At 62.6% G+C, this 21076-nt stretch carries 15 protein-coding genes; 11 read left to right on the top strand and 4 right to left on the bottom strand.

All coding sequences use genetic code 11. The annotated features are described in order from the left end of the window. Window positions 1-3: 3 nt before the first annotated feature. The 3 genes from K0B96_RS09090 to rpmG all read left to right on the top strand — a co-directional run bounded on the left by K0B96_RS09090 (window position 4) and on the right by rpmG (window position 2033). Window positions 4-378, top strand: coding sequence for an NADH-quinone oxidoreductase subunit A (locus tag K0B96_RS09090; protein ID WP_220160592.1), 375 nt, complete (start codon window positions 4-6; stop codon window positions 376-378). 37 nt (window positions 379-415) lie between these two features. Next, entirely contained in the window at window positions 416-1780 is a 1365-nt protein-coding gene (locus K0B96_RS09085; protein ID WP_220160591.1) for a PTS sugar transporter subunit IIA, read from the top strand. Between the two features lie 88 nt (window positions 1781-1868). Then, complete coding sequence (gene rpmG, locus K0B96_RS09080) at window positions 1869-2033, top strand: 50S ribosomal protein L33 (RefSeq protein WP_220160590.1); 165 nt, start codon at window positions 1869-1871, stop codon at window positions 2031-2033. 61 nt (window positions 2034-2094) lie between these two features. Here rpmG and K0B96_RS09075 read toward each other — a convergent pair whose 3' ends face one another. Together K0B96_RS09075 and K0B96_RS09070 are read right to left on the bottom strand one after the other, a co-directional pair. Continuing rightward, window positions 2095-2349, bottom strand: a complete 255-nt coding sequence (locus tag K0B96_RS09075) for a DUF4032 domain-containing protein (RefSeq protein ID WP_220160589.1) — start codon at window positions 2347-2349, stop codon at window positions 2095-2097. Window positions 2350-2416: 67 nt separating this feature from the next. Further along, a complete protein-coding gene (locus K0B96_RS09070) occupies window positions 2417-3508 on the bottom strand; it encodes an Mrp/NBP35 family ATP-binding protein (protein ID WP_220160588.1) in 1092 nt (363 codons plus the stop codon). A gap of 93 nt (window positions 3509-3601) precedes the next feature. On the opposite strand from K0B96_RS09070, the gene K0B96_RS09065 reads away from it, so the two are divergent. From K0B96_RS09065 to K0B96_RS09055, 3 genes are all read left to right on the top strand, one after another. Then, complete coding sequence (locus K0B96_RS09065) at window positions 3602-4795, top strand: biopolymer transporter Tol (RefSeq protein ID WP_220160587.1); 1194 nt, start codon at window positions 3602-3604, stop codon at window positions 4793-4795. A 127-nt stretch (window positions 4796-4922) separates the two neighbouring features. Continuing rightward, entirely contained in the window at window positions 4923-8726 is a 3804-nt protein-coding gene (gene smc / locus K0B96_RS09060; RefSeq protein WP_220160586.1) for a chromosome segregation protein SMC, read from the top strand. A 46-nt stretch (window positions 8727-8772) separates the two neighbouring features. Then, window positions 8773-10722: a hypothetical protein gene (locus tag K0B96_RS09055; protein WP_220160585.1), complete on the top strand. Its 1950-nt coding sequence runs from the start codon at window positions 8773-8775 to the stop codon at window positions 10720-10722. Between the two features lie 33 nt (window positions 10723-10755). On the opposite strand, the gene K0B96_RS09050 is transcribed toward K0B96_RS09055, so the two are convergent. Then, window positions 10756-12942 carry an ATPase, T2SS/T4P/T4SS family gene (locus K0B96_RS09050; protein WP_220160584.1) on the bottom strand — a complete coding sequence of 729 codons (2187 nt, stop codon included), beginning with the start codon at window positions 12940-12942 and terminating at the stop codon, window positions 10756-10758. A 58-nt stretch (window positions 12943-13000) separates the two neighbouring features. Between K0B96_RS09050 and K0B96_RS09045 the strand changes: the two genes are divergently transcribed. The 3 genes from K0B96_RS09045 to K0B96_RS09035 all read left to right on the top strand — a co-directional run bounded on the left by K0B96_RS09045 (window position 13001) and on the right by K0B96_RS09035 (window position 16063). After that, window positions 13001-13447 (top strand): YraN family protein, encoded by a 447-nt coding sequence (locus K0B96_RS09045; RefSeq protein WP_220160583.1) that lies wholly within the window; start codon window positions 13001-13003, stop codon window positions 13445-13447. A gap of 85 nt (window positions 13448-13532) precedes the next feature. Continuing rightward, on the top strand, window positions 13533-15071 hold the full coding sequence (zwf, locus tag K0B96_RS09040; protein ID WP_220166326.1) for a glucose-6-phosphate dehydrogenase: 1539 nt from the start codon (window positions 13533-13535) through the stop codon (window positions 15069-15071). Window positions 15072-15082: 11 nt separating this feature from the next. Further along, a complete protein-coding gene (locus tag K0B96_RS09035; RefSeq protein ID WP_220166324.1) occupies window positions 15083-16063 on the top strand; it encodes a glucose-6-phosphate dehydrogenase assembly protein OpcA in 981 nt (326 codons plus the stop codon). Window positions 16064-16148: 85 nt separating this feature from the next. Here the strand turns inward: K0B96_RS09035 and tyrS are convergent, their stop codons facing one another. Then, window positions 16149-17426 (bottom strand): tyrosine--tRNA ligase, encoded by a 1278-nt coding sequence (gene tyrS, locus K0B96_RS09030; protein WP_220166322.1) that lies wholly within the window; start codon window positions 17424-17426, stop codon window positions 16149-16151. A 223-nt stretch (window positions 17427-17649) separates the two neighbouring features. Here tyrS and K0B96_RS09025 point away from each other — a divergent pair, with 223 nt between their 5' ends. Together K0B96_RS09025 and K0B96_RS09020 are read left to right on the top strand one after the other, a co-directional pair. Further along, window positions 17650-18123, top strand: a complete 474-nt coding sequence (locus tag K0B96_RS09025; RefSeq protein ID WP_220166320.1) for a redoxin domain-containing protein — start codon at window positions 17650-17652, stop codon at window positions 18121-18123. 50 nt (window positions 18124-18173) lie between these two features. Next, window positions 18174-21071: an aconitate hydratase gene (locus K0B96_RS09020; RefSeq protein ID WP_220166318.1), complete on the top strand. Its 2898-nt coding sequence runs from the start codon at window positions 18174-18176 to the stop codon at window positions 21069-21071. Window positions 21072-21076 lie beyond the last annotated feature (5 nt).

Genomic DNA, 21076 nt, shown 5'->3' with positions numbered 1-21076 from the left:
ACAATGTCTTCCGCGGCCTATCTTCCGTTTCTGATTCAAATCTGCCTGGCGGCGGCCATCGGCGGCACGATCATCGGGCTGAGCCAGTTTCTGGGCCAGCGGGCGAGCAAGAACAAGATCAAGGATAGCGCGTATGAGTGCGGCGTCGCCGCCCAGGGCGTGGTGCACAGCCGGTTTTCGGTGAAGTTTTACGTCACGGTCATGCTCTTCATCCTCTTCGATATCGAAGTGGTGTTCCTGATCCCGTGGTCGTTCATTTACCGGGAGTTTCTCGCCAATCACATTACGATTCTCACGCCGATGCTGTTTTTCATCGGGGTGCTGGTGCTGGGATTGTTTTACGAAGTAAAAAAGGGCGCTCTCGAGTGGGAGAAGTAAACCGCGGGTGACGAGCCGCCCGCCAGCGAACTGACTTATGCGGCTCGACCAAATCATCGCCCGCAGTCGCGTCGTCGACCTGCGCAGTCTCGATCTCGAAGGGGCGCTGCAGGAATTGCTGGCGGTGTGCGTGGCGCGGTTTCCCGACTTGAAGCCCGACGCACTGTTGCGTGCGCTGCTGGCGCGGGAAAGCACGATGACGACGTATCTCGGCTACGGCGTCGCCCTGCCGCACGTGCGCGTCAAAATGAAGCGCCGGTATATTCTCGCGATCGGGCGCAGCCGGGTGGGTATTCGCCACGACGGGACAAAGGATGAGGAGCGCGTGCGGTTGATCGTGATGTTAATCGCCGGCGAAGATGCGCGCGATTATCTGCAGATGCTGGCCTCGATCGCGCGGCTGGTGAAGGATCCCGAGCTCGTGGAAAGTCTCGTCGGCGCGCCGGATTTGGACGCCCTTTACGAGCGCTTGATCGGCGGGTTCGGCGGCATCCGTCCGGTGCAGGCGCAGCAGAATCGCATCAACCGGCTGATGTTCACGGAGGCGGAGCGAGTGGCGAGGGGGGCGGATTGCGCGTCGATCATGGTGTTTGGCGACACGTTTATTGGCGGCTTGCAGTCGGACTCGCTCCGCGCGCGGATGAAAACGATTTTGGTGACGCGCAATCCCATCGAGCCATCGGAAAACGAGGGCAAGGCGTTTACGGAGACGATTCAGGTCCGGTCCTTTTCCAGCAGCCGGCTCGCGCAGTTGCGCAGTGCGATGCTGGTGGCGCTGACGCGCGGAGTGATTTCTTTCAAAGACCGGGTGTGCTGTGTCGGTGGAATCACGGGCAGCAATCAGTTCGACACGCTCGTCGTCGTCGATGTGGAGCGGGAATTTTCGCCCTTGCTCACCGGGCAGGCGCAACTTTTGCCGGCCGACGTGAAGGCGGAAGTGCTGGAGCGCGTGATCGCGATCGCGACCGAACTCGCGGTCGAGGGGCGCGAAGGCCGGCCGGTGGGCTGCCTGTTCGTCGTGGGTGATTACGAAAAAGTTTCAAAGCTGACCAAGCCCCTCGTGCTCAACCCGTTTTACGGTTACAAGGAAGAGGATCGCAACATCCTCAACCCCTTCATGGACGAAACGGTGAAAGAGTTTTCGTCGATCGATGGAGCGTTCGTGATCCGAGGCGATGGGGTGGTGGAAACGGCCGGTAGCCTGGTGCAAGCGACGGACGCCGATCACACGTTGCCGAGCGGACTGGGCAGCCGGCACGCGGCAGCGGCGGCGGTGAGCGTGGCGGCGAACTGCATTGCGCTGGTCGTCTCGTCGAGCACCGGCTTGGTGACGTTGTTTCGCCGCGGCGTGATGCTCCCGCTGACTGAAAAGAAAATCGCCGTCGGCGCGAACTCGACCTGAGCGAACGCGCGAAGATGGGGTGGGGCAACTTTGAGGTTGCAGGCACCGGGCGGCAACGTTTGCTCTGACCCTTCAACTGCCCACGATCATGCAAGAACAAGTCATCTTAGAGTGCACCGAAGCCCGCAAAGAGGGGAAACCCGTCTCGCGCTATCTCACGAAGCGCAACAAAAAGACGGTGACGGAGCGCATCGAAAAGAAGAAATACAATCCGCACCTGAAGCGGCACACGCTCCACAAGGAGATCAAGTAACGTTTTTCTTCCGGCCGCGGGTCATCCGCGGCAATCCTTCAAGAAACTGACCTCAACCGGGTCAGTTTTCTTTTTTACCGCTGCCGGCGAGGGCGGCGTGGCTCAACTGGCTGCGGCGGGCGGCACGCCAGCCCTCGCGATGCTTGCGAATCCAGTCGAGCAAGGCGCGTTCGAAACCGATGTCGTAACCGAGCCGTTCGGACTCGAGCCACTTGTGTTTCAAAATCTCTTCCCGCTCCGCGAGGAACTCTTGGTAGAGACTGGACTGCTTGACGAATTCGCGGGAAGCGGGTGGCTCTGGTGCGGGAGAAGTCATGCGCTGGCGCTCGGCAATGAGAGCGAGCGAAGAAGCACTGTCAATGCCTGCGATGCCGCGAGTCGTGTCACGTGGTCTCCGGAGTCGGGCGGGGAGCGAGACGCGCGAGCAAACTACGCGCAATCGCCGTGAAAGATTGGGCGGCGGCGCCTTCCGGTTCACTCACGACGACGGGGATGCCGGAGTCGCCGCCGGCGCGAATCGCGCTGAGTAGCGGCACCTGGCCGAGCAAGGTGGTGCCGAGACGCTCCGCGACGGCAATGCCGCCACCTTCGCCGAACAGCGCATGACGCTGGCCGGCAGAGTCGATGAAGTAGCTCATGTTTTCAGCCACGCCGAGCAGGGGCACGTTCACTTTTTGAAACATCAATCCACCCTTGCGCGCCACGTTCGTGGCGGCAGCTTGCGGTGTGGTCACCAGGACCGCGCCATCGAGAGGCAGGGTTTGCACGAGGGAAAGTTGCGCGTCGCCGGTGCCGGGCGGAAGGTCGACGAGGAGGATGTCGAGCTCGCCCCATTTCACGTTTTGGACGAACTGCTGGATCGTCTTCATGATCATCGGTCCGCGCCAGACGACCGGGGTGTTGTCGTCGACGAGAAAACCCATGCTCATGACTTTCACGCCGTAGTTTTCCAACGGGATGATGAGCGCGTCGGCGCCTTCGCCTTCGACCTCGGGACGGCCGTTGATGCCCATCATGAGCGGCACGCTCGGGCCATAGATGTCGCAGTCCATCAGGCCGACGCGTCCTTGGCGGCCTTCGGCGCCGAGCACTTGCGCCAGCGCGCACGCGAGGTTGACGGCGAACGTGCTTTTCCCGACGCCGCCTTTGCCGGAAGCGATGGCCACGGAGTGCTTCAGGCCCTTCGGCGCGGAGCCTGAACCGCCGAGATTGCCGCCGGCGGCGGGGGTTTTTGCGGCGGAAACGGCGATATCGATGATCGTTTCCTGCACGCCGGGCACGGCACGCAGGCAGCGGTCCACGTCGTTCCTCAATTGCAGCGGGACCTTCGGATCGCTGGTGGTGATCGCGAGCGAAACCTTGGCGACGCCGTCGGTGAACCCCGCGCTCCGCACGAGGCCGAATGACACGATGTCGCGGCTGAAGCCGGGATATTTAACTTGCTTGAGGGCGTCTTTGAGGGCGTCGGAGGTCACGATGGATTTTGGACGAGAAATTAGTTGTTATGGCAGGCGGAGGAGTAAATAGAAATGCCCCTTCGCCCTTAAACTGTTCGCAACGCTCATCGCATGCAAAATTTTCGTTTCATTCTCGCCCTGTTTTTCGCGTCGGCGGTCGCCGCTTTCGCGCAACATTCGCTCGGCTACGTCGACGTAACGAACGAAGGCAAGGTCATCCCCGTGCGGGTGTCGGGTTCGACACCGGAGACCAACGGTCTCGCGCAACAGGCGTTCAAAGCGCACGGGCGTTACCGGGTGGAAGGCGGCAATTACGCCTACGATATCCGGTTCACGCCGGTGAGCAGCACACAGGTGCGCGTGGATGTGACCAAGGGGAAATCCGGCACGCCGGTGCTGAGCCAGATCGCGAGCGGCAGCGACGTGAACGATGCGCTGTTGCGCGCCGCGGATCTTGCGGTGGAGAAAACCAACGGTTTGGGGTTGAAAGGGTTTTTCTCCGCGAAGATCGCGTTCATCAGTGAGCGCACGGGCAAAAAGGAAGTGTACGTTTCCGATTTGTTTTTCCGGGACGTGAAACAAATCACCCATGACGGCGCGATCGCGATGATGCCGCGCTGGTCGCCGGATGGCACGCGCCTGCTTTACACGAGCTTCTACAAATCGGGGTTCCCGGACATTTTTCAGATCAACCTCAGCAGCCTCCAGCGCACGACGTTCGTGAGTTTCAAGGGGACGAACAGCGGAGCGCGTTTCAGCCCGAACGGTCAGCAGGTCGCGATGGTGCTGAGCGGCGAAGGGAATGCAGAAATTTACATCGGTAATGCGCAGGGCCGGCAGATTCGGCGCATGACGCGCACGGATGCGGTCGAGGCCTCGCCGTGTTTCTCGCCGGATGGGTCGCGCATCGTCTTCACTTCGGACGCCGCGGGCGGGCCGCAGCTTTATCTGCTGCCGGTGAGCGGCGGCACCATGCAACGCGTGGCGACCAACATCAGCGGCTATTGTGCGGAGCCGGACTGGAATCGCGCCGATCCGCAAAAAATCGCGTTCACGATGGGCGTGGGGAAGGGCTACCAAGTGGGCGTTTACGATTTCTCGAAGCGCGCGAGCGTGCAGGTCTCCCATGCGCCGTTCGATGGTTTGGAAGCGTGCTGGCTGCCGGACGGGCGGCACGTGATTTACACGGCGCGCGATCGGCGCACGAGCCGCCTTTGCATCCTCGATACCGAGACGGGGCAGAGCCAGCCGGTCAGCCCCACGATGCTCGGAGGCTGCATGCAGGCGAATGCCTGGTGGCGTTAACGCCGAAAGCTCGGCGGTGAGGCGGCCAGACGGCAGGTCCGGCCTTGGCAATGACCTGTGAACAACTCACGGGTTTTTCCGTTGCCGACCTCTGGGCCCCCTCTTGAATCGGCCGTTTCTTTCCAGCATGTATCTAAAGGCGCTCAAGCTCCACGGGTTTAAATCGTTTGCGGATCCCTCCGTGCTCCAATTCGAACCCGGGGTCACGGCGATCGTCGGACCCAACGGCTGCGGCAAATCCAACATCGCCGATTCGATTCGCTGGGTGTTGGGCGAGCAAAGCGCCAAGGCGCTGCGTGGCGGCAAGATGCAGGATGTGATTTTCGAAGGCGCCGACACGCGCAAGCCGGCGCAATTGTGCGAAGTCTCGCTGCTGTTGACGGAGTGCGAGAAGCAGTTGGGCAGCGAGTTTCACGAGATCGAGATCACGCGGCGCGTTTACCGCGATGGGCAGAGCGAATACTCGTTCAACGGGCAGGCGTGCCGGTTGAAGGACATCCACAAGCTTTTTATGGATACCGGCATCGGCCGGACGAGCTACTCGATCATGGCGCAGGGGCAGATTGACCAGATCCTGTCGTCGAAGCCGGAGGAGCGCCGCGCGGTGTTTGAAGAGGCGGCGGGCATCACGAAATACAAGAGCCAGCGGCGCGAGGCGTTGAACAAGCTGGCGTTGACCGAGCAGAACCTGGCGCGCGTGGCGGACGTCATTGGCGAGGTGGGCCGGCAGATCGGGAGTCTGCGACGGCAGGCGGCGAAGGCGATGCGTTACCGGCGACTGAGTTTTCGGCTGCGGCATCTGAGTCTCGCCTGGAGCGGGCGGCAGTTTGCGGAACTGGCCGCGACGATCGCGGGCCTGGAGGAGAAAGTGGGCGGTTTGCGGGGGGAAGCGGACCAGCGGCGGGCGAGTTTGGAAACGCACCAGGCCGCGCTCGACGAAAAGAAGAGCCATCGCAGCCGGTTGAACCAGCGGGTGCAGGAAGCGCAGCAGGCGGTTTTCGATTTGCGCTCGCAGAAGGAGCAGGCGGAAAACTTTGCCAATCTCGCCGAGATCAAACGATCGGGACTTGCGGACCGGCTGACGTCGTCGCGCGAAAATTTTGGCGAGCTGCAAATGCAGTTGCGCGAGGTGACCGCGCAGGCGGACACGGGAGCGCAGGACAAGCAGCTCCAGCTCAATCTGCTGGGCAGCTCGGACGCGACGTTTCAGAACCGCAATCGGGAACTCGCGGTCGTGGAAGGCGCTTTAACGAAAGTCGAGCAGGAGCTGCAGCAGGCGAAGTTTCAGCTGCTGCAACTGGAGAGCACCGTGGCGCGCTTGCGGACGGATTGCTCCGGTTACGAGGTGGACCAGAAGACGAGTGCGCACCGCCACAGTTCGCTCGCCGAGGAAATCGAAGGCGTGCGGGCACAACAATCCGCGGCGGCGCAGATGGCGGCGGAGTTTGACACGCGGGTGGAGGAGGCCCTTGCCGAAAAAGCCCGGGCGCACAACGAAACCGCGGCGGCCCAGCAGGTGATCGCCGATCTCACGCACGAATTTCGCGAAGCCCAGCGCAAGCTGGCGGAAATCGACCGGCAGCTCGCGCAACGCAGCGCCCGGCTGAAGTTGTTGCAACAATTGCAGGAACGCTGGGAAGGCTTTGGCGAGGGGGCGAAGGCGGTGTTGCAAGGCCGGCTAGACGGGGCGCTCGCCGGAGCGAAACCGCAGCCGATCACGCAGGGGCTGGAATTGCGCCGCGACTGCGGCAAAGCGATCGAGGCGATTTTGGGGGCCGCGGCGGAGGCGATCAGCGTCAGCGACGTGGCGACGGCGCAGCGCATCCTCGCGCAACTCGAGGCCGAGCAGATTGGATCGGTCGTCCTGCGAGTCGCCGAATTTGGCACGGGCCGCAACGGCCAGAGCAACAGCCTGCCGGAGGGGTTGCGCCCGGCGCTCGAGGCGGTGGTGGATTGCGATCCGGCACATCCGGCGGTCGGCATTTTGCGCGAGTGTTTCATCGCAGACGATCTGCCGGCGTTCCTCGAGTTTTGGCGGTCGAATCCGGAGTTCGAGTTTTTGGCGGTGGTGACGCGCAAGGGCGATCTGGTCGATCGGCGCGGGCTCGTTTACGGCGGACACCACAGCAGCAAGAAGTCCGCGAACAGCATCGTGCAGCGCGAAATCGATCTACGCGAGACGGCGAAAGCCCTCGCGGAAGATCAACGGCTGCATGATGCGCAGAAGGCGGAGATCGACGGATTGAGCGCGCGCCTGCTGGAAGCCGAGCAACGCTTGGAGCAGTGCCGCACCGACGTCCTCAACACGACGCAGGCCGTCGCCGCGCTGCAAACGGAACAGCGCAATGCGCAGCGTGCGCTCGACGAAATCGCCGCCCGACTGCGGCGGATGGAGAACGAATTGGTCGCGCTGGAGCACACGCGCAACGAAGCGCAGGCGCGCTGGACGAAGGCGCAGACGGGGTTGACGGAAGCGGACACGGCCGCGACCACGCAGCGGGAGCAAATCCGGCGGTTGGAAACGCGGGTGAATGAATTGCGCACGGATCGGGACGTGAAGCGCGAATCGCTCGGCCAGGCCCGGCTCGAGCTGGCGGAGCGGCGGCAGAAAGTGGAAGTGCTCGATCGCGGTTTGGGCGAGATGGAGAAGCGCCGCCAGCAATTGAGCGAACTGCTCTTGCAGCGGCAGCAGGAAATCGAAACGTGGACTTCGCAGATCGCCGGACTCGCGGGCGAAACGGAAGCGCAGCGGGCCCGCGGCGCGCAGTTGGGCGAAACGCTCGCGGTGGCGCAGCAGCAGGTGGAGCACGTGCGCATTGAGCTGGTGGACGTGGAGCGGGAAATCTCCGGCGTCGAGGCCACGCAGACCGCGTTGCGCACGCAATCCGAGAGCGCGCACACCCAGTTGGGCGCGCATGAAGTGAAGCTGGCCGAGGCGCGCGCCCGGGCGCAATTTTTGAAGGACGAGGTGACCCACGAGTTTCAATCCGACGTGGCCGCCTTGGACTGGAAACAGTTCCTGTGGCGGGCGGACGACGAACCGGAAGGCATCAAACCGTTGGATCTCGACGAGGAAGACGACGACGCTCCGGCCGAGCAAGAGCCCGCGGCCGACGGCGACACGGCGCCCAAGCGCCGGCGGAAAAAGAAGGAGCCGAAGGGCGCGCCGACGGAAGAAGACCTGGCTGCGCTGGAGCGGACGGATTGGGCGGCGATCAAAGTCGAAGTCGATGCCTTGCGGCAACGGCTGGGCGGCATGGGCGCGGTGAATCTGGTGGCGATTGAAGAGTATGCGGAGCTCAAGCAGCGCCATGATTTTCTCCAGGCGCAGTGCAACGATCTGACGAGCGCGAAGACGGAGTTGCTCGGGGCGATCGACGAGATCAATCAGACCTCGCAAAAGCAGTTTGAAGTGACGTTCGAGCAGATCCGCAAGAACTTCGAATACACGTTTCAGACGCTGTTTGGCGGCGGCCGGGCGGCCCTCGAATTGATCGTCGCGGAAGATATTCTGGAGAGCGGCATCGAGATCGTCGCGCAGCCGCCCGGGACGAAGTTGAAGAGCATCACGTTGTTGTCGGGCGGACAGAAGACGCTCACGGCGGTGGCGTTGTTATTCGCGCTTTACATGGTGAAGCCTTCGCCGTTCTGCCTGCTGGACGAACTCGATGCGCCGCTGGACGAGTCGAATATCGGCCGCTTTACCGATTTGCTGAAGAAGTTCGTGAGCGAGTCGCAGTTCATCATCATCACGCACAACAAGCGCACCGTCTCGGCGGCGCGCGCGATTTACGGAGTGACGATGGAAGAGCGCGGTGTTTCGAAGACGGTCTCGATGCGCTTCAACCATGAACGCGGCGAGCCGGAGCAGCAGCAGCGCAACATCGCGGAGGCGGTGACGGGGGCCGGCGCGGTCGCCGTCGGCGCGTGACGCAAGGGCGATTGCATCGTATTCCGCGCCTGCTATCTGTCTCGCGATGAGCCGAAAATCCAGCCGTCAGAAGCGGGAGTTTAAAATGGTGTGGGCGTCCGCCCGGGCGGTGCCGGGGCGGTGGTATCTGGGAGTGGTGGGGCTGCACGATCCCGACGCGCATGGCCGGTTTCGCGGCGTGGCACTCAGCGTGCGCGGGATCCTCGCGTGGCTCGGCGTGCTGGCGGTGCTCGCTTATCTGGCACTGGCCCTCGCGCTCTTTCTTTGGCTGGACCGGCGACCGTTCAACATGGTGACGTTTTCCGACATCGCGTTGCCGACGCGGTGGTCGCGAATTTCCGACCTGCGCGGCAAAGGCTACATCGAGGAAGGCATGGCGGACTTGAAGAATGGCCGCTGGATGCAAGGCGAGATGAAGTTGCGCGTGGGGCTTTCCAAGCATCCGGACAATCTGCGCGCGCGGATGACGTTGGGGCAGTTTTACCTCGCGATCGGGCGACGCGTGCTCGCGTTGAACGTGTTGCAAGCAGGGTTGCAGGGGACTTATCCGGGGCGGATCTACCTGAACGCGATGCTGCAGGTGGCCAGCCAGTGCGAGGACTTCCCGCTGGCGTTGCGCGTCATCGATGAGACTCTCGCGCGGCCGGCGCGGGAAGTGCCGGAATCAGACCGGCGGTGGTTGCGCGGACAAAAGATGCAACTGCTGGTGGCGGCGCATCGCGCGCCCGAGCTCTTGGAGATGCTGGACGCGATGCCTGACCTGCGGGGGCCGGAAGCGGATGAGGCGCGCGTGCTCGCGCTTGTGGATGCAGGACGGTTGCCCGAAGCGGAGTCGTTTCTCGCGCAATGGCTGGCGCGAGCGCCGAAGACCGAAGTGGCGCAGGTGATGCGTTTGCAGGTGCGGATATTTCGCGAGCAGAAGAAAATGACCGCGATGAACGACACGCTGGACCGTCTGCGGGCGTTGGCGCCCGCGGATCCGCGCACGACCATCTACGCGGTGGTGCAGCAGACGATGGCGGGTGAAACGACGCGCGCCGCGCAGAGCATGGATGAATTCGTGCTGCGCTTCGGAAGCGATCTGAACAATCTGATCACCCTGGCGCAGCCGCTGGCGGAAATCGGGGCGGTGCCCTTGCTGCAGCGGTGCCTGGCGGAAGCGCAAGCGCAGGGGTTGCCAACGCGGGCGTTTTATGCGGCGGAGACGCGGGCGTTTTTGCACACGGGGCAATTTCGCGAAGCGGCGCAGGCGTATGCGAATTTCAAGCGCGACACGAAAGAAGCGGCGCGGGCGGAGGAGATGTGGGTGTCGTGGATGGACAAACTGCTGCCGGCCCTCATCGGACCGCCGGAGTCCGCGCAGGTCGTGGAGTTGCAGGCGTTCCTGCGTTCGCGTCCGTTCCCGGTGAGCATCTACCGGGAGACTGAGGAGATTTTGCGCAAGGCCGGGCGCTTGGACACGGCGCGGGAAGTGCTCGCGATGGGGATCGGGGCGTTTCCGGCGAGTGCGGCGCTGGCGACGTCGAAGGCGGAAGTGGATGAGCAGCTCGCAGCGGCGCGGCCCGCGGAGAGCGAAAAAGCGGCCGCACCGGGGCCGGCGGCGGGTCCGCGCGAACGCGTGGTGTTCGAGGATTTGGACCGGTTGATCGGCGAAGGAAAGTGGAGCGAAGCGGCCGAGCAGGCGCGGGCGGTGCTGTTGAGCAAACCGGCGTGGCTGCCGAAGCGGGAGAGCGAGCTCCTGCGCATTGAGATGCGCGGACATTTCGAAAACGGCGCGACCGCGGAGATGATCGGCGCGGCGCGGATGTTAATGGATGGCTCGAACGCGCGCGCGCAGCAGGTGGTGGATTTCGCGGCCGAAGTGAGTGCCCGCGGGCAGAAGGACACGGCGGCGACGCTGCTGGGAGAAGTGCTGCGGAAAACGCCTGATTATCCGCCGGCGAAGCGCGCGCTCAAGGAATTGGAAGAAAAGCCGAAGGTGCACGCGAAGGGCTGACCGCCGGTCCGCGCTGCAGGGATGGCGCGAGCCTCAGAGGATGAGGTCGGGAGGGACGTTCGCCAGCGCGTCCTCGACGGTGGTGAGGCCGAGTTTGACCTTGAGCATCGAATCCTGGTGCAGCGTCTTCATGCCCGTTTTCATGGCGACGCGCTTCAGTTCGGCGACCTCCACCTCCTTGTTGATGGCTTCGGTCAGCGTTTCGCTGTTGGTCATCAATTCGTGGATGCCGACGCGGCCTTTGTAGCCGATGCCGTTGCAGGTGGGGCAGCCCTGCGGGTTGGCTTTGAAGATGGGGCCCGACCAGCCGATGGCCTTTTCGAGGATGTCTTTTTCGCGGCCCACCGGCTCGTAGGAGACCTTGCAGTTCTTGCAGACGCGGCGCAGCAGGCGTTGCGCGCACACGCAGATGAGCGAGGCGGAAATGTTGAAGGGCTCGATGCCCATTTCGCCGAGGCGCGAGATGGTGGAAGGCGCGTCGTTGGTATGAAGCGTCGAGACGAGCAGATGCCCGGTGAGGGCGGCTTCCACCGCGATGCCGGCGGTTTCCTCGTCGCGGATTTCGCCCACGAGGATGATGTCGGGGTCCATGCGCAGGTAGCAGCGCAGTGCCCGCGCAAAGGTGAGGCCGATCTGCCGGCTCATCTGCATTTGGTTGAGGCCGGGGAGTGTGTATTCGATCGGATCTTCGGCGGTCTGAATATTGACGTCGGGCGTGTTCACTTCGGCGAGCGCCGAGTAGAGCGTCATCGATTTGCCCGAGCCGGTCGGACCGCAGTGCAGGATCATGCCGTAAGGCTGGCGGATGCAGTCGCGATACTTCGCGAGATTCTCCTCGGAAAATCCCAAGGCAGTCAGGGGCAAGGTGGACTTCTGCTTGTCGAGAATGCGCATGACCACTTTCTCGCCGTGATTCATCGGCCCGGTGGCGACGCGCAGGTCGATATCGATGTTCTTCTTGGTGTATTTTTTGAAAACGATGCGTCCGTCCTGCGGCAGCCGCCGTTCGGCGATGTCGAGGTTGCACATGATCTTCAGCCGCGTGACGAGGGCGTTGGAAACCTGCTTGGGCAGGCGAAGCTTTTCCTGGCACAATCCGTCGATGCGGTAGCGGACCATCAGCTCCTTTTCCTGCGGTTCGATGTGGATGTCGGAAGCGCCGGAAATGTAGGCGTCTTCGATAATCCGATTGGCGAGTTGGACGATCGGCGCGGAATCTTCGCTTTCGAGATCGGCGGCCGTGATTTCCGTGCTGTGCCCGGCGGTGTCGTAAGCACTAGTGATGACTTCGGCGACGGAGGAAATATCGATGTTGTCAGACGCGGCGTCTTTTTTCGCGTCCTTGAAAAAACGGCGGAGCAAGGTCTCGAACAGAGCGGCGGAAACGACGCGGATTTCCTCGAGGCCAAGATCGGTGGCTTGGGTGAATGATTCGCGCTTGGCGTAATCGAGCGGGTTGATCATCACCGCCGCGACGGCGGTCGGCGTAAGGCGTTTGTGCGGAAAAATGCCTTCGCGCCGGATGATCGCATCGCCCACGGATTCGACGAGTTTCTCGTCGTATTCGATTTCATCGGGCGAAGTGACGAGCGGCAGGTCGGTGAACTTTGCGACGAATTTGGCGGTGTCGTCGGCGCTGAGCTGGAATTTCGGATCCAGCATGCGCTGGATGAGGGTCGCGGAGTATTCGGCGACCTCTTGCAGAAGCGCGAGATCGCGGTCGACAAACAAACCTGCGGTGCCGGCGGAGGGCTCTTTGTTGAGCACTTGGATCGCGCCGATGACGTTGGTCGTCTTGAGCGGCACCGTGAGCATCGACTCAACGGCGAAGCCGGTGCGATCGCCCATGGAGTTCATGAACGGGGCCTGGCTCTCGGTGTTGCGGAAGAACACGGGTTCACCGGTCGCGATGACCTTCCCGACGACGCCGGTGCCGAGGGGCAGTTTCGTTTCCAGAAGGATGGCGGCGGTTTCCTGCAACTTTTGCTCGAGGGCCGGGTGCGACGTCCAGAGCGTGGGGGAATAGTAGACGTGCTTGAACAGGATATCGTTTCCCTCGACGAGATAGAGGGTCATCGACTGCGCTTGGAGCGCCTCGACGACTTTCGAGGCGGTGAGCTCGACGACGGAATCGACGTCCTCGCGACTGGGCGCGGGCTTGGAGATCAACTTGATCAAAAGCGAACGGCGAAGAGCGTTGGATATTCCGGAGGAAGCCATGGCAGACGCGGGGTCGTCAGGAATTGCCATCGGCCGCCAGATGCGGCAATGAGAATCAATGAAACGCGCAGAAGCGTCGGCTTGGACGCGCTGGTGGAACACGTTGACCGGCCGTGAGGCGGATAGCGGGGCGCAAGGCGAACGCGCCGCCGAACGGTTCCTGCGCAGCGAACGAAATTTCGCGGTGATTGCACGGAATTGGCGCAGCCCGAAAGACCGGCGCGATGAACTCGATCTCGTCTGCCGCGATGGGGACGTGCTCGTCTTCGTTGAGGTGAAAGCGCGGGCGGCGACCGCGTTGGTGCCCGGGTATTATGCGGTGGACAAACGCAAAAAAGAGGCGCTGCGCCGGGCGTGCCGCGCGTATCTTGGCGCGTTGAAGGAAAAGCCGCACACGTGGCGGTTCGACGTGGTAGAAGTCGAGTTGCCCGCTGAACGCGGTCCGACGCCGATCGTGCGGCACTTCGAAAACATCCCGCTGTTGGGGCGCGACTTTCGGCTTTAGCCGACGGAACTGCGCGGCGAGCGCGTCATCCAAGGCATTTCCCTTGCTTCGCCGGGAGCGGGGCTCGAAAAAAAGCGCGTCCACCATGGCAGATACACAGCGACATCCCTTCCTTCACGGTCTCAGCAAGCATCGTGGCGCGCCGCCCACCGTCGTAGTGATCTTCGGCGCCTCCGGCGATCTGACGGCGCGGAAGTTGATTCCGGCGGTCTACAATCTTGGCCTGGATAGCCTGTTGCCGACGGATTTTTACCTCATCGGTTTCGGACGAAAGCCCATTCCCGACGACGAGTTTCGCACCCTCGCAGCGGACGCGATCAAGGAATTTTCCCGGCGGGAGCTCCAGCCGGAGGCTTGGAAACGGATCGCGGCGAACACGAGCTACGTCGCGGGTGGCTACGACGACCCGGATGCGTTTCAACGGTTGAAAGAGCACATTGACGCGATTGAAAAGAAGCTCGGTCGGGAGGTGCAGTCGCTGTTTTATATTTCCACGCCGCCTTCGGTGTTCACACCGATTTTGGAGAATCTCGGCGCCGCCGGTTTGGCGGAGAAATATGCAGGCCAGGCGCTGCAATCGAAGGTCATCATCGAGAAACCGTTTGGCCGCGATCTGGCGTCGGCGCAGGCGTTGAACGGCACGTTGCGCAAATATTTCACCGAGCCGCAGGTTTTTCGCATCGACCATTACCTCGGCAAAGAGACGGTGCAGGATTTGCTCGTGCAGCGATTCTCGAACGCGATTTTCGAGCCGCTGTGGAACCGGAATTTCATTTCGTCCGTGCAGATCACGGTGGCGGAGGAAGTCGGCGTCGGCTCGCGCGGCGGATACTATGAACAGAGCGGGGCGCTGCGCGATATGATCCAGAATCACACGATGCAGCTCCTCGCGTTGACGGCGATGGAGCCGCCAGTGTCGCTGGATGCGGAGGCGATTCGGGACGAAAAGGTGCGGTTGCTGCGGGCGATCCAGCCGCTGCGCACGGGCGCGGAAGGCGACGTGGTGCGCGCGCATTACGCAGCGGGGATGACGGGCGGCAAGCCGGTGCCGGGCTATCGCGAGGAAGAGGGCATCAACCCGGATTCCGCCACAGAGACTTACGCGGCGATCCGCCTCTCGATCAACAACTGGCGCTGGCAGGGCGTGCCGTTTTATTTGCGTTCGGGCAAACGCATGGCGCGCCGGGTGTCGGAAATCGCGGTGACGTTTCGTCGACCGCCCGGCACGTTGTTTGCCGAGGGCGACCGGTTTCAACTGGCGAGCAACACGCTCTCGTTTCAAATCCAGCCGGACGAGGGGTTGAGCATGATTCTCAACGCGAAGATTCCCGGGTTGGAGACGCGCACGCAGCCGGTGAAGATGAATTTCCGTTACAGCACGACGTTTGGTTCGAACACGCCGGAAGCTTACGAGCGGCTGGTGCTCGATGCGATGATCGGCGACGGCACGTTGTTCATCCGCGGCGACGAGACGGAACAGTCTTGGAAAATATATACGCCGGTGCTGGAGGCTTGGGCCGCAGCCGGGCAGCAAGGACTGGAGTCGTATCCGGCGGGATCGTGGGGACCGACGGCAGCGGAGGCGTTGCTCGCCAAAAACCACGACGTCTGGCGGCAACCATAACGAAGCCCGCCATGCCGACGATTTTCGATGCGCTTCCCGGAGTGGAAGTTCCGGTGGATGCCGTGGCCAAGGGATTCGAGCAAATGTGGTCGACGACCGCGGCGGAAGGTGGTCCGGCGCCGGATGACGCCACAGCGACACAGGTAAACTTCGTCCTGCACTTGGGCTTTCGCACCACGCCTGAAGATGCGCTCGCGCAATTCCAGACGGTGGTGCGTTTCGCGCGGCGTTACCCCAGCCGGGTCGTGGTGCTGTGCCCGCTGCACGAGGATGGCGAGGAGCGCGAGATCCACGCGAAGATCTACGGCGAGTGTTTTCTCGGACGTTCGAAAAGCGACAAGCGGTGCGTGGAGTTCGTGTTGCTAAGTTATCCGCGGCGGGCGCGGCAGTTTCTCGAATCGCAGGTGTCGGTCTGCCTCTCGGCGGATTTGCCGATGTATTATTGGGCCCATCGTTTCTCGGAAAACCTGAAGCTGGCCGACTATCGTTATCTGCTGACGCGCGCGCGGCGAGTGATGATCGACAGTGCAATCGCCCCCGCTGGAGTCATGGCTTATCCGTGGCCGCACCCGAATGCGTTGCGCGATTTGGTTTACTCGAGGCTCCTGCCGGTCCGCCAGACGGTCGGCCAGTTTTTGGCGAGCTATCCGCCGGACAAACTGGTGCAGGGATTGGAGACCGTCACGGTTGAGCACACGAGCGAGTTCGAGGCGGAGGCGCGGGTGGCGCTCGCCTGGCTGCAGCGGCGACTGGCGGCCTGCGGCGTGACGGAGGCTGGCGTGGGATTTCGCACGAACCGATGCGAAGGTGAGCGCAAGTTGGCGATCCAGTTCAAATATGCCGGCGACGCGAGTGCGTTTGCGTGGCACGGCGATTTTACGACCGGGCAGGCGGGGATCACGGCGGTCTTGGGCGGAGTGCGCTCCGAGATGGCGGCGTCGGTCAGCCTTCTGACGCCGGAAGCGGCGCTCAGCGAAGCGATGTTTTTTTGAGCGCGAGGGTGGGAGCCATGTGCGTCCGTCGACCGCCGGGCGGCGGCGAGAGCTACGAGTGAAATTGAGGCCGCGCGGGCGGCGCTCAGAGCGCGTGCAACACCGCGTAGGTGCGCTTGCCCTTGCGCAGAAGCAGATAGCGGGCGAACAGGAGATCCGCGGCGGTGACCAGGCGCCCCGCCTCGGCGACGCGGACGTTGTTCAGATAGATGCCGCCGCCCTCGACGTCCTTGCGCGCCTGGCCTTTTGAAGGGCAGAGACCGGCGTGGACGAGCAGGTCGAGCAAAGCAGTGCCGGGCGAAGCGAGTTGGGCGGCCGCGAATTCCTTGGTGGGAATTTCGCCGACGACATCGCGAAACGTTTCTTCGGCAGTGTCGCCGATTTCGGCACCGAAGAGGATGGCGCTCGCTTTGAGGGCGGCCTCAAGCGCGGCCGGGCCGTGAACGAGGCGAGTCACTTCGGCGGCCAGGGCTTTGTGCGCTTCGCGGGCACCGGGATTCGCGCTGTGTTTCGCTTCGAGGGCTTCGATTTCGGGACGGGAGAGGAAAGTGAACTTACGGAGATATTCGCCGACCTTCGCATCCTCGGTGTTAACGAAAAACTGATAGAATTTGTAGGGACTCGTCTTTTTCGGATCGAGCCAGACGGCGCCGCCTTCGGTTTTGCCGAACTTGGTGCCGTCGGCCTTCAGGATGAGAGGAAACGTGAGCCCCCAGACGGTGACGCCCAGTTTCTTCCGGATGAGATCGGTGCCGGCGGTGATGTTGCCCCATTGCTCGGTGCCGCCGATTTGGAGTTCGCACGCGTGCGTGTGCCGCAGGTGATAAAAATCGTAGGCTTGCAGGAGCTGGTAGCTGAACTCGGTGAAGCTGATGCCGGATTCGCTTTCGAGTCGGGAGCGGACGCTCTCCTTGGCGATCATCGAATTTAACGAGAAGTGCTTGCCGACATCGCGCAGGAAATCGAGGAAGCTGATCGGCGCCGTCCAGGTGGCGTTATCGACCAAGAGGGCGGGGTTGGTCGCGTGGTCGAAGTCGAGCAGTCGCGCGAGCTGGCCTTTGATGCAGGCGACGTTGTGCGTGAGCTGTTCGCGGGTGAGGAGATTGCGTTCGGCGGACTTGCCGCCGGGATCGCCGATCATGCCGGTGGCGCCGCCGGCGAGCGTGATCGGATGATGGCCCGCGAGTTGAAAGCGGCGCAGGGTCAATTGGGGCACGAGATGTCCGACATGCAGGCTGTCGGACGTGGGATCAAACCCGCAATAGAGCGTCACCGGGTTTTCGGCGAGGCGCTTGGTCAGCGCGTCGAGATCGGTGCAGTCGGCGAGCAGGCCGCGCCATTGAAGATCAGCGATGATACTCATGCGGAGCGAAGGGTTATTCGCGGCCGAGGCAGTGCGGTCAAGGGGAAGCGCGTGGCGGCGCGCAGGCCGCGGGCGCACGCAATCCCGGCTAATGGGAAACGCGCAACGGCAAGAAAGCGGCCTTCTTCCGGGAAAAACCATTTGCCGCGACGCGTGCGCGAGCTCAATTTTTCCGTCTCCACGCGCCACGCGTATTCAGTTTCAACCTCCATCTCTTCCTCTCATGCCTATTGCAGTCGGTTCCCAAGCCCCGGATTTTTCCCTGAAAAGCAAAACCGCGGAAGGTCTCAAAGACATCAAGCTGAGCGACAATCGCGGCCGAAAGCAGACCGTGTTGTTGTTCTTCCCGCTCGCTTACACCAGCGTCTGCACGCAGGAGATGTGCGACCAGACGAATGGCCTGGCCGAGTATGAAAAACTGGGCGCCGACGTGATTGCGATCAGTGTCGACAGCCCGTTCGCGCAGGAAGCGTGGGCGAAGGCCAACAAGATCGGCGTCACGCTGGCGAGCGACCTGAACAAGACCGTCGCACAAGCTTACGGGGTGTTGCTGCCGATGCTCGCGGGCGTCGGCGACGTGTCGGCGCGGGCGGCCTTTGTCATCGGCCGGGACGGCGTGGTCAAATACGCGGAGCAGACCCCGACGCCGAAAGATCTTCCTGATTTCGCCGCGGTGAAAGCCGCCCTCGCCCAGTAAACTCGCTCGGCGGCGGCCGGACGGTCCCGTCGAGAAACTCTTTTAAAATCATGCAAGTCCCGAATCCGTTCATGACGCGCCAGACGTTCACCGTTGGCGGCGCCGAGCATACGTTTTATTCGCTGCCGCAGCTTGAGAAAGCTGGGTTCAAGATTTCCCGCCTGCCGGTGACGATCCGGCTCGTGCTGGAATCGCTGCTGCGCAACTGCGACGGTCAGCGGGTCTCGGAGCAGGCGGTGAAGGATTTGGCCGGTTGGGGCGCGAAGGCGCCGCGCACGGAGGAGGTGCCTTTCGTCGTCGCGCGGATCGTGCTGCAGGACTTCACGGGCGTGCCCTTGCTGGTGGATCTCGCGGCGATGCGGGCGGCGGTCGCGCGGCTCGGCAAAAACCCGAAGATCATCGAGCCGCTGGTGCCGGTGGACTTGGTGGTTGACCATTCCGTGCAAGTGGATTTCGCGGGCTCGGCGGAGGCGTTTAAGAAGAACCTTGAGCTGGAGTTTTCGCGCAACCGGGAGCGTTACGAATTTCTGAAGTGGGGCATGCAGGCTTTCGACACGTTCAAGGTGGTGCCGCCGGGCATCGGCATCGTGCACCAGGTGAACTTGGAGTATCTGGCCAAAGGCGTGCTGCGGAACGAAGACGGCGTCTGTTATCCGGATACACTGGTCGGCACCGATTCGCACACGACGATGATCAACGGTCTCGGGATCGTGGGCTGGGGTGTCGGTGGAATCGAGGCCGAAGCCGGCATGCTGGGTCAGCCGGTTTATTTCCTCACGCCGGATGTCGTCGGCGTGCACCTGACAGGCGCGTTGCGCGAAGGGGTGACGGCGACTGATCTTGCGCTCACGATCACGCAGATGCTGCGCAAGGCGAAGGTGGTCGGAAAATTCGTGGAGTTTTACGGACCGGGCGCCGCGGCGCTCCCGGTGGTCGATCGGGCAACGATTGGCAACATGGCGCCGGAATACGGGGCGACGATGGGCTTCTTTCCCATCGATGTGGAATGCACGAACTATCTTCGCGCCACGGGGCGGGATGAGAGCCACGTCGCGCTTTACGAGGCCTATTACAAAGCGCAGGGCTTGTGGGGCGTGCCGCAGCGCGGCCAGATCGACTACTCGCAGGACCTGGAACTCGACCTCGCGAGCGTGGTGCCGAGCGTCGCCGGTCCGAAGCGCCCGCAGGATCGCATCGAGTTGCCGCAGTTGAAGAACGAATTTGCGAATGCGCTCGTGAAGCCGGTCGCCGAAAGCGGCTTTGGCAAACAGGCGGGCGATCTCGCCAAGGAGTTCAACGTCGATGCGAGCCGCGCGCTGCAATATCATGCGGGTGGCGGCAGTCAGGAGCCGGTCTCGGTGCAAAAATCCGAAGCGAAATCCACGAGTGTTTTCACGGAGCACGAAATGGCGCAAAACCGGCCGACGCCGGATGCGTTGGTCGCCCCCGCGGGGGAAATGCACAGCCGGATTCGCCACGGCAGCGTGCTCATCGCGGCCATCACGAGCTGCACCAATACGTCGAATCCCAGCGTGATGCTGGCGGCGGGCTTGCTGGCGAAAAAGGCGGTGGAGAAGGGGCTCAAGGTGAACCCCGTCGTGAAATCCTCGCTCGCGCCTGGTTCACGTGTCGTCACCGATTATCTGAACAAGACGGGCTTGCAGCCCTATCTCGACCAGCTCGGGTTTCAAACCGTGGGCTATGGTTGCACGACGTGCATCGGCAACTCCGGTCCGCTGCATCCGGCGATCGAAGACGTGGTCGTGAAAAACGATCTCGTCGCGGCCTCGGTGCTTTCCGGCAACCGCAATTTCGAGGCGCGGGTGCATCAAAACATCAAGGCGAACTTCCTGATGTCGCCGCCGCTGGTGGTGGCCTTTGCGCTGGCGGGCCGCGTGGATATCGATCTGACCCGCGAGCCGCTCGGCCGCGATCGCGACGGGCGCGACGTGTTCCTGAAGGACATCTGGCCGACGTTGCAGGAGGTGCGCGATCAACTGCAGGCGGCATTGAAACCGGAAGTCTTTCGCCGGCTCTACACGGACTTCGCAGCCCAAAATCCCAAGTGGAATGAAATCCCGGAGACGACGGGCGATGTGTATCAATTCGATGCCGGTTCAACCTACATCCAGGAACCGCCGTTTTTCGCCGGGTTCGGTCTGAATCCCGGAGCCGTCGGCGAGATCAAGGGCGCCCGGGCGCTGGGCGTTTTCGGCGACTCGGTGACGACCGATCACATCTCACCGGCGGGAGCGATCAAGAAGACCTCGCCGGCGGGCAAGTATCTGCTCGAGCACAAGGTGGCGTTCGAGGACTTCAACAGCTATGGTTCCCGCCGCGGCAACGACCGCGTGATGACGCGCGGCACCTTCGCCAATGTGCGGATCAAGAACCTCATGCTCGGCGGCGAGGAAGGCGGCAACACGCTGTATTTCCACTCCCGCACGGGCACGGCGGCGGACGGCACGGATCGGCCGGACGGCAAAACGGGAGCGCCCGAGAAGATGAGCATCTTTGACGCCGCGATGCTGTATCAGGCCGAAGGCACGCCGCTCATCATCGTGGCAGGCCAGGAATACGGCACGGGATCTTCCCGCGACTGGGCGGCGAAGGGCACGAACCTGCTCGGGGTCAAGGCGGTCGTCGCGCAAAGCTTTGAACGCATCCATCGTTCGAATCTCGTCGGCATGGGCGTGCTGCCGCTCCAGTTCAAGGACGGCGATACGGCGGTGACGCTGAAGCTCAACGGCACCGAAAAATTCGATGTCGTGGGAATCGGTCCCGACTTGAAGCCGCAACAGGATCTCACACTGGTCATCACGCGGGCCGATGGCGCGCAGGAGAAGCTGGCGGTGCGGTGCCGGATCGATACGCCGATCGAAGTGGACTACTACCAGCACGGCGGAATTTTGCCTTACGTGCTGCGGCAGATCATCGCGGCGAATTAACGCGT

This window comes from Horticoccus luteus (assembly GCF_019464535.1).
GTDB lineage: Bacteria > Verrucomicrobiota > Verrucomicrobiia > Opitutales > Opitutaceae > Horticoccus > Horticoccus luteus.
The sequence above is the reverse complement of the archived record's forward strand: the minus strand, read 5'-3'. Positions and strand labels throughout refer to the sequence as shown.

Excerpts from the sequence above, each read along its gene's own strand:
- K0B96_RS09090 (WP_220160592.1), top strand. The coding sequence starts at position 4 with ATGTCTTCCGCGGCCTATCTTCCGTTTCTGATTCAAATCTGCCTGGCG.
- K0B96_RS09085 (WP_220160591.1), top strand. The coding sequence starts at position 416 with ATGCGGCTCGACCAAATCATCGCCCGCAGTCGCGTCGTCGACCTGCGC.
- rpmG (WP_220160590.1), top strand. The coding sequence starts at position 1,869 with ATGCAAGAACAAGTCATCTTAGAGTGCACCGAAGCCCGCAAAGAGGGG.
- K0B96_RS09075 (WP_220160589.1), bottom strand. The coding sequence starts at position 2,349 with ATGACTTCTCCCGCACCAGAGCCACCCGCTTCCCGCGAATTCGTCAAG.
- K0B96_RS09065 (WP_220160587.1), top strand. The coding sequence starts at position 3,602 with ATGCAAAATTTTCGTTTCATTCTCGCCCTGTTTTTCGCGTCGGCGGTC.
- smc (WP_220160586.1), top strand. The coding sequence starts at position 4,923 with ATGTATCTAAAGGCGCTCAAGCTCCACGGGTTTAAATCGTTTGCGGAT.
- K0B96_RS09055 (WP_220160585.1), top strand. The coding sequence starts at position 8,773 with ATGAGCCGAAAATCCAGCCGTCAGAAGCGGGAGTTTAAAATGGTGTGG.
- K0B96_RS09050 (WP_220160584.1), bottom strand. The coding sequence starts at position 12,942 with ATGGCTTCCTCCGGAATATCCAACGCTCTTCGCCGTTCGCTTTTGATC.
- K0B96_RS09045 (WP_220160583.1), top strand. The coding sequence starts at position 13,001 with ATGAAACGCGCAGAAGCGTCGGCTTGGACGCGCTGGTGGAACACGTTG.
- zwf (WP_220166326.1), top strand. The coding sequence starts at position 13,533 with ATGGCAGATACACAGCGACATCCCTTCCTTCACGGTCTCAGCAAGCAT.
- K0B96_RS09035 (WP_220166324.1), top strand. The coding sequence starts at position 15,083 with ATGCCGACGATTTTCGATGCGCTTCCCGGAGTGGAAGTTCCGGTGGAT.
- tyrS (WP_220166322.1), bottom strand. The coding sequence starts at position 17,426 with ATGAGTATCATCGCTGATCTTCAATGGCGCGGCCTGCTCGCCGACTGC.
- K0B96_RS09025 (WP_220166320.1), top strand. The coding sequence starts at position 17,650 with ATGCCTATTGCAGTCGGTTCCCAAGCCCCGGATTTTTCCCTGAAAAGC.
- K0B96_RS09020 (WP_220166318.1), top strand. The coding sequence starts at position 18,174 with ATGCAAGTCCCGAATCCGTTCATGACGCGCCAGACGTTCACCGTTGGC.